Source organism: Bifidobacterium asteroides (assembly GCF_048001765.1).
In the GTDB taxonomy this organism is placed as follows: domain Bacteria; phylum Actinomycetota; class Actinomycetes; order Actinomycetales; family Bifidobacteriaceae; genus Bombiscardovia; species Bombiscardovia asteroides_K.
Genome location: NZ_CP181447.1, coordinates 44,505 through 62,343, shown reverse-complemented (window position 1 = coordinate 62,343; position 17,839 = coordinate 44,505). Strand labels below are relative to the sequence as shown.

The following is a 17,839-nucleotide window of genomic DNA, read 5'->3' as shown; positions in this document are numbered from 1 at the left end:
CAGGGACCCTACCTAACTGCTGCAGAATCACCCCTCTTCCTCAACGCTAGCGCACCATCATGGGCTGCGGCAGTCTCCTGTCGGTCTTCGATGACAAATGTGGCGCATTAAACCAGCCTTGAGTAAGTAGGATCAGAACTAATCAAGGCACATTAATTGAGTCAGAACAGCTCACAGTCAGATCGGTCTGAATCAGACCACATAGACGGGTTAGATCAAGATAGACCGGACGCATCAAAAACCAATCCAACTTCGCACCAGAAGACCCAGCAGGTTTCGGGCGCGAAATCATCAGCACGTATGATGCCACAGGTTCGTAATTTACAAGCTTGCATTGCACAAATTCAGAAATCACGTGGAGTTGATGACCCCAGGATTCATGGCTCTCAAAGTCATAGCTTCAGACGTCTAAGCTTCGTGGGTCACAAAGCCAGATAGCCGTTGAGTCGACGACGGCGCTCGGTCCAGTCGGGCATATAGCGATCCATCCGCGCGCGGAAGCCGGGTCCGTGACCATGCTCGTAGAGGTGGGTCAGCTCGTGAACCAGCACATACTCCAGCAGGTCAGGATCCAGCCAAGCCAGGTCGGTGTTGAGCCGGATGCTGGCAGTGGCGGGGGTGCAGGAGCCCCAGCGGGTTTTCATCTTCCGCAGACTGATGCGCTCGGGTCGGCGACCCACCACAGGGACCCACCGATCTAGCAAAGTCGGCAGCCTTTCTTGGAGAATCCTCTTGGCTTCGGCCTCGGACCGGTCCGGCGACAGCTGACCATCGGCTCCGGGCTGGGCGTAGACATCGCGCGAGCGGGCCAGACGTTCTCTAGTGGTTGCGATCCAGCGGCGCTTGCCGTCGATAAAGGCACGAATCCGGTCGTCGCTCAGGGCCAGAGGCGCCGTCACTTCCAGATGGCCGTCAGGCGGCTTGACCCGCAGATAGACGTTGGCGATCCGCTTCCTGATGACCAGAACAGTCTCGCCACCGACCTCGAACTGCTCCGACCGGACTGGTTCCGCACGCCGTTTCCGCCTCATGGCCACCATTCTTCCGCCAGGACGCGACGCGACGCCGCCGAGATTGACTTGAGGGGACACTATGGTAAGCTATCCATTTGTGTGATTCTTCGGTCACACGGCATGGGCCTGTAGCTCAGCTGGTTAGAGCGCATCCCTGATAAGGATGAGGTCGGAGGTTCAAGTCCTCCCAGGCCCACGCATTCTTGTGCGGTTGAAGTTCTTTACACATTCACGGGGCTATGGCGCAGCTGGTAGCGCATCTGCTTTGCAAGCAGAGGGTCGCCGGTTCGAATCCGGCTAGCTCCACAGGTAGTGTTTCTGGGTTTCCGCTAGGAGACCTTTTTTCATATGGTTTTCCTTGTGTTTCCAACGGTTAACGGGTATCCAGGCGGGTATCGGTGTCTTGTCAGGATGGTCCAGGACTGCCCGGGATAACCTAGAGTTAGGTTACGCGCCCAGGCTGAGAGGTTCGGGCATCATGCCTAGGAGAAAAGCCATGCGTTCGAGTTTCGGCACGATAACGTTCAGGAAGAACGCTCGCGGTGATGCGGTGTCTCTGAAAGCCAGGTACGTCAATCCGCTTGACCCGTCCAAGCGTGTGTACAAGGGGTTCCCGTTGGGGGCCAAAGCGATGGCGCAGGCCTGGCTGGATGCAGAGGAGAAATACCGGGACGAGTGCTTCCGAGATCATGTCAGATGGCTGTCCCCCGCCGAGCGTGAGCGGCAGAAGCAGATTGCGGTGGTCCGGTTCCGTGATTATGCCGGCGATTTCGTCGAGGGGTACCGCACGGCCGATGGCCGTCGCCCCGTTGCCGCCTCGATGCGCAAGAAGCGCGAGGCCCTGTCCCACCTGGACGGGTTCTTCGGGGACATGATGGTCGGTGATATCACCGCGCCGGTTGTAGAGTCGTGGCTGGACGGCGGGTATGTGGATGGAGTGCATGCCTTGCGTCGCGCCTATCAGATGCTCAAGGCCGTCATGCGTAAGGCACTTGCGGAGGGGTTGATTGAGCAGGACCCCTGTACCAGGCCCAATCCGCGTCTGCCCAGAAGCCGTCAGTCGGAGATTCCCGCCGCCACCCGTGAGGAACTGGAGGTCATCTACCGGGCCATGCCGGATTATTCACGTATCAGTATTTACTTGGGGGCAGTAATGGGGTTGCGCATCTCGGAGGTGTGCGCTTTGCAGCGCGGGGACATTGACTTCCGGCATGGAATCATGCGCATACGTCGTGCTCTGACCCGTGGCGAGGGGGATGTGGGAGCCCTGGGGTTCAAAGAGACCAAGACCGATACCAGCCGGGCCGACCTGCCCATTCCCCGAGGGTTCGTGCCCATGCTCAAGGCACATCTGGAACGGTTCTGCGACCCGGGGTCTGATGCTCTGGTCATCCATGCGGCACGGCGACCCATCATGTCGCCCAACACGCTGCGCGGCCAGTTCGACAAGGCCAAAATGGCAGCGGACCGTTCTGACCTGCATTTCCATACGTTGAGGGCCACTGCCATCACCACCTCGGCCAGGGTCGGCGGTACCCCCAAGGATGTGCAGGAGCTTGCCAGGCATGCCGACCCGGAAATCAGCCTGGATTTGTACGAGCGTGCCACCGATACGGGCAAACGCAAAGTGATGGACCGGGTGTTCGATGCGCTGGTTGCGCCGGTCAGGACCCAAGACCAGGTGAGTAAGGAATTGGAGAAAGCACGCGCCGATCTAGAGCGCGACCGTGAGCGGGTCGCCCGTTTGGAGGCAGAACTCGGGGACATATCCGCACGCTGATACTCTTCCGGTGGATGGTGGATACCGACGAAGCTGTCGGCTTCATAAAACCTTCACACTTCCAGGAAGTGGCTTAAGACCAGCGAAGCCCCTTCACCCGGCTGGTTGGCATGTTCCGGTCCCGGGGGAGCATTGCCGATGCACAAGGGAGCGCGCCCATACCCGCAGGGAGCCCTGTTCTATCGCGCAGAAGGACCTTGAAAAGCCCGGGATACCGCCAATCTGAGTGTTCGGAGCAGTGATTGATTAAGACGGAGCGGCGGCTCATCCTGGGAACATGAAATATTCAGATACACACAAAAAGAGCCTGGTCGTGAGGCACCGTACATGTGCTCAGGGTCCTGAGCCGGGCTGCCCCGACTTGTCCGGTATGCCCGAATTGCTGACTAAGGATGAGGTCGCGAAGTTCCTTCGGGTGTCGGTATCCAGCGTGAACCGGCTGATAGCCTCCCGCGAGCTTGTGGCTCTGCACACCACCAAACGCAAGGTGGTCATCACCAAGTCCAGCGTAATGGAGCTGTGCAGTCACCCGTTCAACCTGTGATGGAGACGATGATGGTTGGTTTTAATAGTAAGGGAACTAATATACGGCTTCCTTTGCACACGGTGGTCCGATTCCGTGGAATTCATATTCCAGAAAAAACTGATTCGATGGCCTTTTTAATTGGATGGTTGTTGGCTGAGGACAGCGTTAGATCCCCCCCCCCCCCGGGTGATGGATTCATCTGGTGTTGGTTGTTCTGTTCGTCGGTGTTTGTTCTGTTCATTGTTTTCTGTTTCCTGGAAGAAACGTGGGTCGTTATGAGGTTCCTGCCCTGTGAGTTGTGCTGTCTGGCCTTCTCCTGGGATGAACGGTGCAGTTTCGATTCATATGGGCCTATGGCCGCCTTCGACCCAATTAAGTATCAGGAGACAGGTCAAGTCCCGGGCTTTGATTGGACATCTCCGGTAAAAGAGGTCCCGGGTGTTCACTTGCCTCCATTGCAATCCCGTAGACCGTGTCAAGTGCATTCGGTTGAGGGGTATTTGATTGGCCTTGGCGTTTTCATCGCCCGGGCCGCATAAAGAAAGGAGCCGGTATGGCTTCAGTTGATTTAAGAATAGAGGACCTGTTGCAGGGTCTACGGTCGCTTGAGGCCGTGAACCCCGTGACCGAGTTCATCAGCCGGGAAGAGCGTAATGCACATCCCGACCATAAGCCCGTATCTGTCACCAGGAACGGATTGCAGGTGTACGACGTTTCCGTGATGAGCATGGGGCATTCGTTCCACCGGGATGTGCCATCGCCTCTGACGATCCGGGTCCCTATGGACGAGACCACCCGTAGGCAAATCGGGTTTGGCACTGTTCTGGTATTCGATGGGTTGACCATCACCCTGCGTGATGGGGACGGCCGCCAGAAATACGTGACCATATCCGCTGATGCGGTTCATGTCCAGGACGCAGATGGTGCCAGTTCGTCCGGTATCACCTTCCGGCTGGACAGTCAGGACAAGAAGTCCGGGGGTAAGTCATGAAGTTCAGACTTAGGCTATGGGATGACTGCGCGACTGTGCCGGTTATCCAACAGGCACAGGACATCGATAAGCACAGGCTTCTGTGGTTTCTCACTGCCCATGACAAACAGACCCAGGAGGCTGCCCACAAAGTGTGCGCCAGTTACAGCTCCGTGATGCGTCAGTATCTGTCTTATATGCAGCCCTTCTGGATGCTGAGCTGTGAGCTGGTTAGGGAGTTCTACATCAGGCAGTTGCACGCCTCCGATGGTTTCCTGCCCGAGTTCCCTATGGCCTGGGCCTACCGGTCAGTGGAAATCGACGATTCGGGGAGGGCTCGTATCAGCATCAAGCCTGATTCGCATTTCACCATTTCCGAATATATGCGTCAGGTCATCGACCGAGTCCTGCCCCAGCTTCCGTCCGCCCACCAGTTGAAGTACACATCCCTCGGTGATGAGCGCAGTTCGCTGATGCTGGCTACGACAAGGCCCTGTTCCTCACCGGATTCGTTGCTCAGGCTGCAGTCTTCGTTGCAACTATTCAACAAGGTCCACGGTTCCTGAGCTGGGTATTGATCAGCGAAGCCGTCATTCGTGTTCGAACGGTTGGCGGCTTCCCCATTCTTGTTAAGGAGTCATAATGAAGGGTAGCAAGTGCCGGGAGGCGCAGCCTGCGGAGCAGAGCCGCGTAGCGGCGGCGGAGCAGAGCGGAGTCCGGGAGGCAGCCGAGCATGGCGAGGCCTTGATAAAAGGGGAACTATCAGACGGCGGCCCGGTAGTGAATGATGATGCCGCTGCACGGGAGCTGCGCTGGCGGATGAAGGCCCTGCAATGGGGCGCCTCCTCACTGCCATCCATCCGCTGTTGTTCTCGTAGTCCCCGGCCCGCCTCTACAGGTGGTGAAGGCCAGTTGTCGGTGATGCAGATCGGTGAGGGTACCGGGGCTAGGCGGTATATCAGTGGCCTGTACCATTGCGGTTCTAGGCGGTGTGCGAGGTGTTCGCAGTCGATAGCGGCCGAGAGGGTGGACCAGCTGTCGAGGGGGTTGGACTGGTTCATGCATGATGGACTCGGGGACGGCATCGGCCATCAGGTCCTGTTCGCCACGTTCACAATCGGGCATTCCCTTGATGACTTGCCGGATAAGCTGATGGACGTGTTGGGTCATGCCCGGAGTGCTTTGACAGCCGGTGGGTCTTGGAACGGCGGGACCCGGAGCCTGGGCGACCGGAGGAGATTCGGAGTCTGCGGCATGGTCAGCACCGTCGAGGTCACCTGGAACCGCAACAGCGGCTACCATTTCCACCTGCACTGTCTGCTGCTGCTTCAACACCCCCTAGGGTATTCCGACTACTTCGCGCTGGGGTCCCGTTTGTATAGGCGATGGAAGAAGAGCCTGAAAGCCGACCATTTCGACTGCTCGCTTCAGGGGTTCTCGATGCTGCCTTTGACCAGTACCAACGCGATGTCCGACAGAATATCCAGGTATGTCAACAAGGCGGATGCCAGGCATGCGGCAGCGGAGATGCTCAACGACCAGGGCAAGATTGGACGCGGTGAGTCGGTAGGGTTCTTCGAGCTGCTGGCGTACCTGTGCCTTGATGAGAAGCTGGCCAGGTTCTGGTTCCCGCTCAGGAAAGGGGAAGATGCCTCATGGGATAAGTCGGGGCTTCATGTGGCCAACAAGGCAACCGGTGAAATTACCTGGAGCAGCGCCATGGGGGGCGACCAGCAGTATTGGCGTGTGCTGCATTCCATCGAGAAGGTCATGAAAGGCCGTCGGGTACTGAACTACAGTCATCGCTGCAGGCGGGAAGACTCGGTTCTGGATAGCCTGTGGAACAGGTTCCTCGACCATGCGCACGCCGCTGGGTCCAGCGATGAGGACATCACCCGGGATGATATGGGGAAAGGCAAGCTCGTCCAGGTCATCAGTGCCGAGACATGGCAATCGGAATTCGTCAATGATCCATCCAGGATAATCAGCCTATTGAAACCATGATTTACACAGACCAGGCGTCAGATCAGTGGCATCATAATTCAATTGCAGAGACTAGAACCCCACCAGCAGCTATAGCCGCTTATGGCAACCAATCATTTAATATGGGGAGGGAGGAACAGAAGTAGCTCGCATCAAAACCTATCACCAAACTCTAATTCAATTATTCAGTTATACAGTGGGTTCTAATCCCGATAAACAGGAGGAGAACCCGGATATTCTTCTAAAGAATATCAGAACTCTTGTTCACCAATAAAATGGTTACCATCCCAATGTCCAGTAGCATTAGAGCCATCTGTAGTTCCAGTCCAAGTAGGATGACCACCATTAGAAGGAGCAGGTGCAGGAGCAGAACCGCCACCAGAAGGAGCACTATAGCCACCACCAGAAGGCGCGCGATAACCACTACCACCAGAGGGAGCACGATAACCAGAGCCACCACTATAGCCAGTTCCACTGCCGTAAGAAGAACCACCACTGTAACCAGAACCACCGCTTACAGCAGCGCTCGCAGCTTGGGACTGTGCAGCAGCGGCATCAGCAGCATCCTGAGCGGCTTTAGCATTAACAGCATTGTTTACAGCCTGAGTTTTAGTGTCAAGGGTGGTCTTGGCATCAGTGAAGGTCTTAAGAACCGATTTCCTGTCCTCAAGGGTCTTCTTGGCCAAGTCAAGGGTCTTGGTCAGTTCATCACGGGAGTGGTCCCCATCGGGCACCTTGCCGCTGGAATCAGCGAGGATCTTGTCTGCATTACCTATAGCGTCGGAGAGCAGCTTGTGGGCCTTAGAAGTGTTCACGGCGAGCACCTTGGCCTTGATGGTCCTGACTTCTGCCTTCATTCTCGAAATCTGTGAGGCCAGGTTTTCGGTCGCCTTCTTCAGCTCCCCGGTGGATGCATCCCCCGTTAGGGCGGTTTTAACACTGGTCTTCCTGCTCGATGCGGGTTTGGTGGTTTTCACATCCCTGGACATGGCCAGGACTGTCTTGGCATCGCTGACCTCTTCCTCTTTGATGGCAGAAGCGGACTTCACTTCGTCGGAGTCCAGGTACGAGCGGTATCGGCCCTCCTGGCTTGCATAGTCCCTGACCGCCGCCCTGTATAACGTGAGGGCTTGATCGTGTTCCCGAACCGCGTGGTTATGCCACCACAGTCCCCCGCCGCAGATGACAGCTACCACCAGCACCAGGACCACCACTATGACCGCAGGCCTGCGTCTCGAGGTGTCCCCGCTCCCGTTTTCCTTCACAGTCGCCCTTCTCTCTCCACCGACGGCCATCCCCAGTTAACGGCCCGTCCTTGCCGTTGCAAACTTAGTGTGCCATGTACTGGATGCCGCGGCATTTTTATTATGTCATGCACACGTGCCACGCAGACATGACATTCCTTTTGCTTGCTTTTTACCTTATCTGAAACTGAAACATATCAATGGCAGAAACTTCGAGTTGAAGTTGCTCATATTGAGTCATTAAGTCCCAGGTTTGTTCAATAATAGGTTACGAAATAGGTTACAATTTGATCTTCATTGATGAGAACCGTTGCAATTACAAGTAAAATTGTGAATGTACGGAGCCCGGCTAGCTCCACAGGTAGGTTTTTAAGATTATTTATAGCTATTTATCAGTTACAGACTCATCTCTTATTGATTACTTCATATCATGAATCTGCTGGTTCTTGCGGCAAATCTATTCTATTATCCTCCCACCATGTGCATTCAATGGCCTTGTCCTTTAAGTATAGCCTTTACTGATTGGCTCATGCACGTTCTATTTTAGGCTCAGATTCCCGTAGCTCTCTTTATATTTTTGAACATAAGTGAAACGCGTCTCGTTTAGCTGCTACGTGACTTCAGACCTCTGTATCTGTCATATCGCGTAGTCGAGCTTTTGGGGGGCTCATGTCGATTAATACGCCCGACTGCATTTTTGTAACGACATGCCCATCTCTATGTTTCCAGATCAGCCTTCCATGACCTACCTGCTATGATACAATTTTGATTTACTTAACGCATCAATTAAATGTCATCCAAGTACCATCATCTGCAGCGCCAAGACAATATCGGCTGGGTATCCCATCAGTTCACTGAGCCTAGGCGCATAACGTGATCCCATGCATTTTCGGTTACTTTGAAACTTGGAAACATTTATTCCTGTTTACGTGATTCTGGGTTATCAATGAGTTTTATTGAGGAATCATTTGTTGCTCAGTAACCACATTAATTGCTTATTGTATGGGTCTCCCGTATGCTACCAAGATTATCAAGCCCATTCGAGCCAACTTCTTACTATACAAAATATAATTATATACATACGACTGATTCCGTTATTCACTCCAGGCACATTACCATTTTGAATTAATAAACAGCAAAATGGTAGAGGAAATAGAGATGGAGATAGTAATGGGACGTCTTTATATCATTGGTAACGGCTTTGATATTCTCCATGGGTTAAATACCAGTTGGGAAAATTTTATAACTTCCCCTTCTGGTCAATTATGGCATTCAGACATGTTTGAAAGTCCAGATGACCTTGAACACCCCTGGGCAGATTTGGAGAGAAACCTCGGCAGACCAAATGTCGAAGAGATACTTGGGAAATTTGAAAGTGCTTACCGTGAGGTAGTTAGCTCAAGCAACCCGGATGATGTAGGTCCAATTGAACCCGATAATCTTTTGTTAGAGAATGTCTTAAATGTAGATATTAATGAATACGGAGCTCTTTCTGAACATATAAAAGAATGGATTAGCAACATCGACCTTGATGAAGATTTCTGTACTGTTCCGAATTGGCCATCGCACGATGATCTATTTATAACTTTCAACTATACAATGACACTTGAAAAGAAATATGCAGTGAAAGCAAATCGAGTTTGTCATATTCACGGTTCCACCGCTTCAGGTGAAATAATCGTCGGTCATGGTCCTAAAACCAAAGTAAGGGGTCTTATAGACAAAGAAAGTGAAGAATACGCCCCTTATGACATAAATCCCTATGTCTTCCAAAAAACAGTAGATGATCAAATAAACAAAGCTGCTGAAAGTATAGGTAAATCAATCATTTCGATAACTGAAAAAAATCTCGATGCCGGTTTTGAAGCCCTCAAATCCTTCCTAATTAATATAAATAAACAAACAGTCGACGAGATTATTGTTATCGGTCACTCACTAGGGGAAGCCGACACACCGTATATAAGAAAAATAGCACAAGTATATCCACAAGCGAAATGGACTATTACTTATCATGGCAGTACAAGCTTAAAAGAAGACACTAGGCGAAATAGCGAAATGCGCTCAAGAGCCGAGAATAATGGCATCCCCAAAAACAGATTAACAATAATCACGCCTGAAAAGTATTTCATGAGTTTATGACCAACAAGCAGAAAAATCATAGCTTATCCTTAAATGGAATGAATCAATTTACACATCAACCCATTCCTGCGAAAAGGTTGGTTTTAAGCACATTTTTCTTGACGTAATCTCGTTTTGTGGTGGAAAACATGGGAGCCCTTAATCTCGTAGAACAGAAACGAGAGGATCGCTAATTGCCTCATCAGCTCATGATCTTACTGGTGTCCGCACAATCCCAGTCGTATGCTCAAGAATCCCTTAGAACTAGGAAGATAGCAGTGGTGAAATCATTTCATTGACTCCATAGGAGCCAGGAGAAGGACTCGATTCATGCGTTAACGGTTGCTAGGCATCAAATACCGTCATCTTGACAACCATGTCACGAGCCTATGAATCCGGTCCTGTTTTATACAACTGTATCTTTAACGCATCTTTAAGCAATAGCACATGACAAGATTTCGTGTAGCTTGCTATTTCTAAATGAGAGAGAAGGAAAAATGATACTATAGTCAAACTTTAAAACTCTAAAGGCACCAATAAACTAGTTATCTTTTTGCGCTATTTATGCCTCTTTCATACATCCACGTTTTAGTTACATTCCCATTCGAGAGCATTTCAACAATCGGCCAAAACCTAATTCATTTTACTAACCTCGTCATTCTTGGCTGCCAGAGGGGTCTTTGACCCTATAACCATTACGATAGTAGGCAAGAGCTCGATCGTACGCTGAAGTCACATGACAATACCGCCTTATAGTCTCCACAAATAATTGTGTCTTTTAGTGCGAGCTGTCAAGTTATAAATCTACACCTTGAACTGCCCCGTTTTTAAGTTTTCTCTTTAATGTTCCTCTGCGTTTCCTATATATTTATAGTATTGGATCGGAAGAAATTCTTCTGACAGAAGTATAACTAGGGTTGTGTCAAATAATAAGTTAATTTCATTACGCCGTGTATAAATGATGAGACAAACAACACTCTCTAATCGCATAAGCGTAAAGATAAAGCTCCTCCGGCTGGGGGGGGGGGGGGGGGGGGAGAGAGAGAGAGAGATGTCTTAGACCTAGACATCAATAATGCCAAAGAGCGTATTACCAAAAACTCTACTCTTCTAGCAAAGAGTCACTGCTGACACTGGACTTTCAAGCTCTAGCTACCGGCAAACAATCGCAAGGAACCGAATTCATGACAATTCCGAACCAGCTCAAATTCCAAGCATTCTTGAGGTTACTCAGACGCTTAATAACAAATTGACCGTTTTGCTGCCAGAGCATATCTCTGAGCTTTACAACCAATAGCTTCAGATACATCTTGATAAACTACCAAATTGAGCCATTGCTCTACTTTGAGTGGTTACGACTAATGACAACAAAATTAGATGCTTTTACCAATTGTTCCCTATCATTCAATACCCACATACTCACAATTCACAGTCATCAGACATATTTTCTTCAGTACCTCTTGGAATACTACTATTAGACAAATTCAGCAATGGTATGATCTGACGAATGAAGCTGAATATTAACCTTGATTAGACCCGCGAGTTAGGCGATTCAATACGTTGACGCTATATTTTTGACCTCTATAGTCGAAATCCAAAGCTTTACTACCAGTTAAAACAGTCCTATCGTTTTCCCATGGTTGGATATTGTACGTCTTCCAAAATTCTTGATATTCAGACGGCTTTAGCTTTTCAATTGATCCAACTTTTGATCGGAAATCAGGATTCACATGTGGATCGATTGGTCCGTCAATATAATAGCTATATCCCAATTGCACAATCAGGGCCTCTGCATCATAATCGTTTTTACCAAAATTTAGATTCCCCTCCACCGTTCTCGCAGTATCACTAAAATATTCCATAACATTTTTATTATTAATAAATGGCACCGAACGGGATATATACCCTCCTTCGTATTCCCACCTACCGTATAAGTCCAAACACGTTCTGTAATAAAACATGCATTCAGTGGGATTTATAACCCCAGCACTAGCGAAAATCTCATTGTATTTTATTATGAGATCTTTATCATGAATATCTCTATTCTTTCCAATGATTGCATCGCAGCGCCTTCTGAAAATAAGACGAATAAGAGAATTTGGTTGATGCCTCACTTCAGATCTCATGATCAACATCGCAGATTGCTCTAGCACCTGTTGAACCGTCTCATATTCTTCTGCTACCATATTTTCGATAAAGTAACAAAACTCTTCATACCAAGCATCTTTAGAAGCTTCATTAGCGCTAAGCAATCTAACAAGAGTTTCTGAATCCGAATCAATGATTTCTCTTAATTCAAAAAGCGAGTGATTAGTAGCTAGCTCGTTGACAAAATAAGCCGACTTGTTTTTCTGAAAATCAGGGGGATTTGACGATCTAGGCTGAAACATCGCTTGCATCAGTTCCGTAACCAGAGTCGTGTCATGCTTCTTATCTTCAACTTTTCTGTTGGTTGGAGAAACTACTTCTTTACTTCCTTTTGACTCTGGCAACCAGCCATCTAATAACATGCGATATTTGTCTGGATGAAACACATAGAGATATATAACAAATAGCTCTTGATCTAATTGGACTTTTCCTGCTTTTCGCTCCTCTATTACTTCTTGTTCTACATAAGCAAGGAACTGATTTGCGTCACGTAATGTACGCTTCTCTTCAGTGAACAATCCTTTAATCATTGAACAGTCACAGCCCAGTTCATTTGTCAATTTAATAGCCATGTAGTGTGCAACACTGTTGGATTGGAGCCGGAAGGGAAGCGCAACCTTTTGATCTATTATTTTGCCCAAATAATTATCTTCAGTATTTTTTAACTTCCGCAAGTCACCCACGAACACTACCCGTGCGGGTTCCTGAAATGCTTTAAGCAAACCAGAAGGTACCGCCCTAACAGAGTTGAAAAGTATATATAACTCTCTTTGAAGATTTTCATCAAGACGGTCGAAATCGTCCACAACAAGTATTTTATGGTGTCTCTTAGATCTTAAAGTCCACGAGGACATAACCATCCTTATACAATCTACGTCCAACCATTTTCTTTTCAAGAACCCATATAATGTGGTCACTATGACAGCTATTGCGGTAATGAGCAGAGGGATATCTCGAGTATTACTAGTCGGCATAACACTTTCATAGGTCAATACGATACTGCCAAATACCATAATGGATATCAAAACCCACCCAAAAAAAGTGCCCAAAAATGACAGGTAAGGATTAGTAACAGCAAACAGCTTTTTGGCCAATGTAGCCTTACTGCTAGGCTTCCATAACGTCAATTGAACGAATTTGAATTGTTTAGGCAAATATGACTCTACATTTTTCAGATATTCACTCTTACCGCTACCCCATGCTCCATCAAGAAAATATATTTGCGATGAAGATACCAACCTCTCGGCAAAGATCTGCGCCTGCTCTTTTGTATCAATTCTGTCTATTCGCAAAACCATCAGCGATCCCTCAAAGCTCTTCCTCTTTGATAACACTATTGCTCAATACACGTGAATTATCTAATTGTTGAACTGAAAATTCATACCCAAAGGCTCTTTGTGTAAGATAAATCCGTATATCTTTTTGCAAGTATATTTATAGCCGAACCTCATTTTCGAGAGTTTTACCGCTCTCCAGCAATATCTATTATTACACAGTATTCAACATAAGGATAAGTGAATAGAAATAGAGCACCTATACTTATGGAAAGTGAATAAGGCAATTAAGCATCTAATATAGAAGCATTAATTACGGAAGTACGATGTGCTAACGCCTTTGCCAACACATATTCCTTTGGGCTCAAGCTCAACCTGGACGGCTCGCACCGCAATGACTACGGTCATACCTCAGTCTATTAAAACTGCCCCCCATGTCCAGCTTTCCGAGAATCTCCGAATGCTCACGCAGACCCAATTCGAATTAGTAGGCAATGTAAATAACAAACACTCTACACCTAGCTTATTTAAAGAAAATCTGGTCTATCGAAATTATTGACGCCACGATCTCTCCTCTCACCCAAAGAAAGCCGTGCAGAAAGCCAGAACAACGTAACGGCATTTTATCTTGGCACGTTCGCGCACTAAACTGAAATCCTGTCAAATGACACTGAGCCAGTCTTGATTGTTCATCTGTCCGGCCCAAATCAGTATAGGAGCCATCAGCGAACTTTCCTATCCTTTCGTGCTTGCTAAATCTTCGGATAAGGTCCTGTTTCAGATCCGTATCGTCATTCCAGTACGAGAATGCGCACTTGCCCCTTCGAACTAATGTCCTCTGATTTGTCTCTAGTGAGTAATCTCGTTTCAGGTTCGGCGATAAGGAACTCTCAAGTGTGTTCTCTTGTCTTTTACATATTTATTGCTGACACAGATTTGTATATATGCAAAGATTCTAGTCAACATTGTAATTAGTCAGCATGTCATCCAAAAAATAATTAGGCAGAAACTAGCAGTCTGCCATTCTGTAGCGTCAGCAACCGGTCAACCCGGGCAAAGACCGAAGGACGATGAGAAACAATCAGACAGGTACGGTCATCCTTCCGCTCAATCAGCCTGGTCAGAACCCGGCCCTCCAAGAGAGCATCCATGTTGCTGGTGGGCTCGTCCAGGAGCATGAAGGGGGCCGAGCTCAGGAAGGCGCGAGCCAATGCTATCCGCTGCCGCTGCCCCTCGGACAGGTCCGAGCCGTTGTCAGCCAGAAGGTGATCCAAGCCGTCGGGCAACTGGTCGATCAAATCGTCCAAGCATGCGTCATGGGCCGCCTGCTCGATATCCGCCCTGCTGGCTTCGGGCCGAGCCAAGGCGATGTTGTCAGCCAAGGTGAGACTGAATATGTAGGTGTCCTGGCTCACCAGAGTCTGCTGAGCACGCAGATCGGCGGTGCGGATGGTCTCGATAGGCAGGCCAGAGACGGTCAGGTCCCCGCCGCTACGCTCCTGGAACCGCATCAGCAAGTCAATCAAAGTGGACTTGCCAGCCCCGTTGGCGCCTTGGATGCCGATCAGCTCGCCAGGCTTGATGGAAAGATCCAGATTATCCAAAACCGAGATTCGACCACCATGTTCACCCGAGTGAGTCTTGCACGTGTCAGTCTTGCCAGCGTAGGAGAAGGAAACCGCCTTGGCCTCCTCTCCAGTGAACTCCGCCAGAAGATTCCCATGATCGGATTCCACCTCACGCACAGGCGGCTCCTTGTCCAAAAGCGAGAAAACCCGCCTGGCAGCAGCCAGAGTAGGCTGCAAGCCAGCACCTAGCCGGGCCACAGGTATCAAGGGAGCAAAGGAAGAGAGGAAGCCGACCAGTCCGATCATCCCACGAGCCGGATCCACCAACCCTGCCGAACCTAGGTGGCAGGCCATCAGGGTGAAAGCTCCAACGCAGATCAGAGTGACCACGTTGGTGACCATGTCGTTGGCGATGGTCCGCCCAGAGGTGCGCCCCCGGGCATTCAGCATCTGATCCGTGGCAGCTCCCACCCGGCGACGGGTGTTGCCAAGAGCCCCCAACCCCGCCAGTTCGGTGCGACCCTGCAGGGTCTCCAGAAGTAGAGAGTGCAAATTGGCTTGGGCCGTTCGCTCCTCCATAGCCACCTTGAAGGTGGGCCTTGCGCTCAGGATGGGGATAAGCAGGCCGACGATCAGGTAGGAGACCAGGGCGGCCAGACCCATCCAGGGCGAGAGCCAGGTGAGCAGGGCCAGGTTGGCCAGGGAGGTCACCAGGGCGATGGCGATGGGCGAAAGCGTGTGGGCGTAGAAAATCTCCAGCAGCTCGATGTCGTTGGTGATCACTGTCACCATGTCTCCGCGCGCCTGATCGCGCAGGCCGGCCGGGGCCAGGGACCGCATCTTGTCGAAGACCGTCGTGCGAATGTCACGGAGCATGCTGAAGGCCATCTCGTGGTTGTAGTACTGCTCCCCATAGGCCATGACCCCACGGCTGAGAGCAGTCAGAACCGCCACCAGGGCCCAGACGACCCACTGGCCATTCAACGGGGGCCAGTCTGTAACCAGGCCAATCAGGGCCGCTGCGGCTGCCATCATGCTCCAGACCGCGAAGAGGTGGCCCAGGCTGCCGCAGAGGATGGCCTTGCCCTCCGTACCGGCCAGAGGCTTCATCAGCCGGGCCATACGGCGCATCATCGTCAGATTGCCGGTCGTCTGCTGCATGTCGTCACTCCCCGTCCTCATACTGGGCCTGCTCCTTCCACTGGGCCGCAAATCCGCCCCCGGCATCCATCAAATCACAGAAACCACCGCTTTCCGCCAGACGGCCCCCCTGCAAGAAGAGGATGGAATCAGCATTACGAACCCCGGCCAGGCGGTGGGTGATGGTCAGGACAAGGGACTCCTTGCCCAACGCATCCATCAAAGCAGCCAGAGTGGCGTCATGCTCGCGATCCACGGCGCTGGTGGCCTCGTCGAAGATATAGAAAGGAGAACGCCGCAGGAGCCCACGGGCAATGGACAGGCGCTGCCGCTGCCCTCCGGAAAGGTTGCCTCCCTCGGGGTCGATAGGAGCGTCCAGCCCGCCCTTGCTCTGGACAAGACCGGTCAGGTCGACCTGGTCCAGCGCATCCTGCAGCTCCCAATCCGAGTAGCCCAGTCCGGCCGGGTCCAGATTCGACCTGATGGTTCCGGTGAAGAGGTGATCGGTTCCCCGAACCACGGTCTGTAGGCCGACCAGATCCTCGCGCGACAGGTCACTGATCTGGCGCCCGCCAATGGACAGCTCTCCGGCATACCCCTGAAGGCGCCCGGACAGCAGGCCCGCCAAGGTGCTCTTGCCGGAGCCCGAAGCGCCGACCAAACCCACATGTCCCTTGGCAGGCAGATCGAAGTTCAGATCGGTCAGGGCCTGGAAGCCGTCAGGATAGGTGTAGGTCAAATCGCGAGCGCTGATGCCTAGCGAATCATCGCCAGACATATCCGCCTGATCTGCTTGCTTCGAAGCGGATGCCGAGTCAGATTCCCGAACTGCTACCTCAGAAGTTTCGAGACTCGCTTCCGGAGCCGTCTCCGAACCCGTACTCTCGCGTGACTCAGGAGTCGTCCCCGGAGCCGCCAACTCCCCGTCGCTCCCCTGCCGCGCCTGGAGAATATCGTCGATGGCCTTGCCCTGTTTAATGGCGACCATGCCGGAATGCATCATATAGACCAGCTGTCGCTCAGGTGCAAAGAGCCGGACCCCAGCCAGGGCGACAACCAGGCAGGACAACACTCGAGAGGGCCCGTCCTGCCCGATCAGGACCGTAGCTGCAACCGCCAGAATAAGACTGGTGTAGATGACCACGTCGGCTTTGATCAGCGAGCGCAGCTGCCCGCCCAGAACCCCCATGGTTATCCGGCGGAACCCCTCGGACTCCTCGGCCAGATCGTCGGCCTGCCGTTGATCTGCCCCGAAGATCTTCAGGGTGTTGAGCCCCCTCAGGGCATGCTCGAAGTGGACGCCGACCTTGTCATACTTGCGCAACTGGCCCAGCTGCACCTTGATGTTCTCGCCCATGGTGGGCTTGGAAGCCAGAGGCAGGGCCACCATACCGATTACGACAATCCCAGCAGCCAGGGGGCTGACAGGCAGGAGGACGACCAGGGTCACGACCAGCATCAGGGCAGTCTGGACCAGGGCCGGAATATAGGCTGTGAAGTAGGAGACGACCGACTTGACCCCCTCGGTTGAAAGCCTGGCCAGGGTCTGCGCCGGAACGCCCAGGTCGTCCTCCTGCCTATTGGGGTCGAACACGGACAGGTACAGGGCCTGGGAGAGCGCCTTGCCCATCCCATCAGCCAGCCGGGCGCTGACGGACCTGGCGACCGCCTGGGCCAGGAGCCGAACCAGGATCAGCGCGCCTATCAAGGCCGCCAGAGGCCCTGGTCGACCGGGCACCCAGGCAAGGGCATGGGGGACAGGCAGGCCAAGGGAACGGCCCACGGCCGCGATGGCCACCGGCAAGAGGAGGACCTCCGCCAATGCGCCGATCGTCTGCAGGAGGGCCAGCAGGAGGCTGACGCCCATCCTGGCTCCCGGTAGATGAAGTAGTCGCTTGCTGATCATGCCTGTCCTCCGTGCCGCCTTTCTGATACGCCCCTCTCAGTGGACACTAACAAAATCCTCGCGCGCCAGGCAATACCCTGATTGTGAAGCACTGGCAAGAGACATAAAAAAATATCATTTACTTTCCCTCCCGGCCCTCCTAAACTTGACGGCACAACCTGAAATCGGC

General features: G+C 51.7%; 11 protein-coding genes and 2 tRNA genes. 8 read left to right on the top strand and 5 right to left on the bottom strand.

Annotated elements, in window-relative coordinates; translation table 11 throughout:
• Positions 1–422 precede the first annotated feature (422 nt).
• The gene (locus tag ACNAOV_RS00210; RefSeq protein WP_416517465.1) at positions 423–1,031 is read right to left on the bottom strand and encodes a M48 family metallopeptidase; all 609 of its coding nucleotides are present in this window, start codon (positions 1,029–1,031) and stop codon (positions 423–425) included.
• Between the two features lie 104 nt (positions 1,032–1,135).
• Between ACNAOV_RS00210 and ACNAOV_RS00205 the strand changes: the two genes are divergently transcribed.
• From ACNAOV_RS00205 to ACNAOV_RS00175, 7 genes are all read left to right on the top strand, one after another.
• Positions 1,136–1,209 (top strand) — tRNA-Ile (locus ACNAOV_RS00205).
• A 37-nt stretch (positions 1,210–1,246) separates the two neighbouring features.
• A tRNA-Ala gene (locus ACNAOV_RS00200) sits at positions 1,247–1,319 on the top strand.
• A gap of 190 nt (positions 1,320–1,509) precedes the next feature.
• Positions 1,510–2,793, top strand: a complete 1,284-nt coding sequence (locus tag ACNAOV_RS00195) for a tyrosine-type recombinase/integrase (RefSeq protein WP_416517464.1) — start codon at positions 1,510–1,512, stop codon at positions 2,791–2,793.
• A gap of 313 nt (positions 2,794–3,106) precedes the next feature.
• Positions 3,107–3,337 carry a helix-turn-helix domain-containing protein gene (locus ACNAOV_RS00190; RefSeq protein WP_416517463.1) on the top strand — a complete coding sequence of 77 codons (231 nt, stop codon included), beginning with the start codon at positions 3,107–3,109 and terminating at the stop codon, positions 3,335–3,337.
• Between the two features lie 535 nt (positions 3,338–3,872).
• Positions 3,873–4,310: a hypothetical protein gene (locus tag ACNAOV_RS00185; protein WP_416517462.1), complete on the top strand. Its 438-nt coding sequence runs from the start codon at positions 3,873–3,875 to the stop codon at positions 4,308–4,310.
• Entirely contained in the window at positions 4,307–4,855 is a 549-nt protein-coding gene (locus ACNAOV_RS00180) for a hypothetical protein (protein WP_416517461.1), read from the top strand. Before ACNAOV_RS00185 ends, ACNAOV_RS00180 begins: the two co-directional genes overlap by 4 nt.
• A gap of 493 nt (positions 4,856–5,348) precedes the next feature.
• A complete protein-coding gene (locus tag ACNAOV_RS00175; RefSeq protein WP_416517460.1) occupies positions 5,349–6,293 on the top strand; it encodes a hypothetical protein in 945 nt (314 codons plus the stop codon).
• A 230-nt stretch (positions 6,294–6,523) separates the two neighbouring features.
• Here the strand turns inward: ACNAOV_RS00175 and ACNAOV_RS00170 are convergent, their stop codons facing one another.
• Complete coding sequence (locus ACNAOV_RS00170; protein WP_416517459.1) at positions 6,524–7,321, bottom strand: hypothetical protein; 798 nt, start codon at positions 7,319–7,321, stop codon at positions 6,524–6,526.
• Between the two features lie 1,335 nt (positions 7,322–8,656).
• On the opposite strand from ACNAOV_RS00170, the gene ACNAOV_RS00165 reads away from it, so the two are divergent.
• Entirely contained in the window at positions 8,657–9,655 is a 999-nt protein-coding gene (locus ACNAOV_RS00165; protein ID WP_416517458.1) for a bacteriophage abortive infection AbiH family protein, read from the top strand.
• Positions 9,656–11,154: 1,499 nt separating this feature from the next.
• On the opposite strand, the gene ACNAOV_RS00160 is transcribed toward ACNAOV_RS00165, so the two are convergent.
• From ACNAOV_RS00160 to ACNAOV_RS00150, 3 genes are all read right to left on the bottom strand, one after another.
• Positions 11,155–13,080 (bottom strand): P-loop NTPase fold protein, encoded by a 1,926-nt coding sequence (locus ACNAOV_RS00160; RefSeq protein WP_416517457.1) that lies wholly within the window; start codon positions 13,078–13,080, stop codon positions 11,155–11,157.
• 974 nt (positions 13,081–14,054) lie between these two features.
• The gene (locus tag ACNAOV_RS00155; RefSeq protein ID WP_416517456.1) at positions 14,055–15,806 is read right to left on the bottom strand and encodes an amino acid ABC transporter ATP-binding/permease protein; all 1,752 of its coding nucleotides are present in this window, start codon (positions 15,804–15,806) and stop codon (positions 14,055–14,057) included.
• Positions 15,790–17,670 (bottom strand): ATP-binding cassette domain-containing protein, encoded by a 1,881-nt coding sequence (locus ACNAOV_RS00150; RefSeq protein WP_416517455.1) that lies wholly within the window; start codon positions 17,668–17,670, stop codon positions 15,790–15,792. Before ACNAOV_RS00150 ends, ACNAOV_RS00155 begins: the two co-directional genes overlap by 17 nt.
• Positions 17,671–17,839 lie beyond the last annotated feature (169 nt).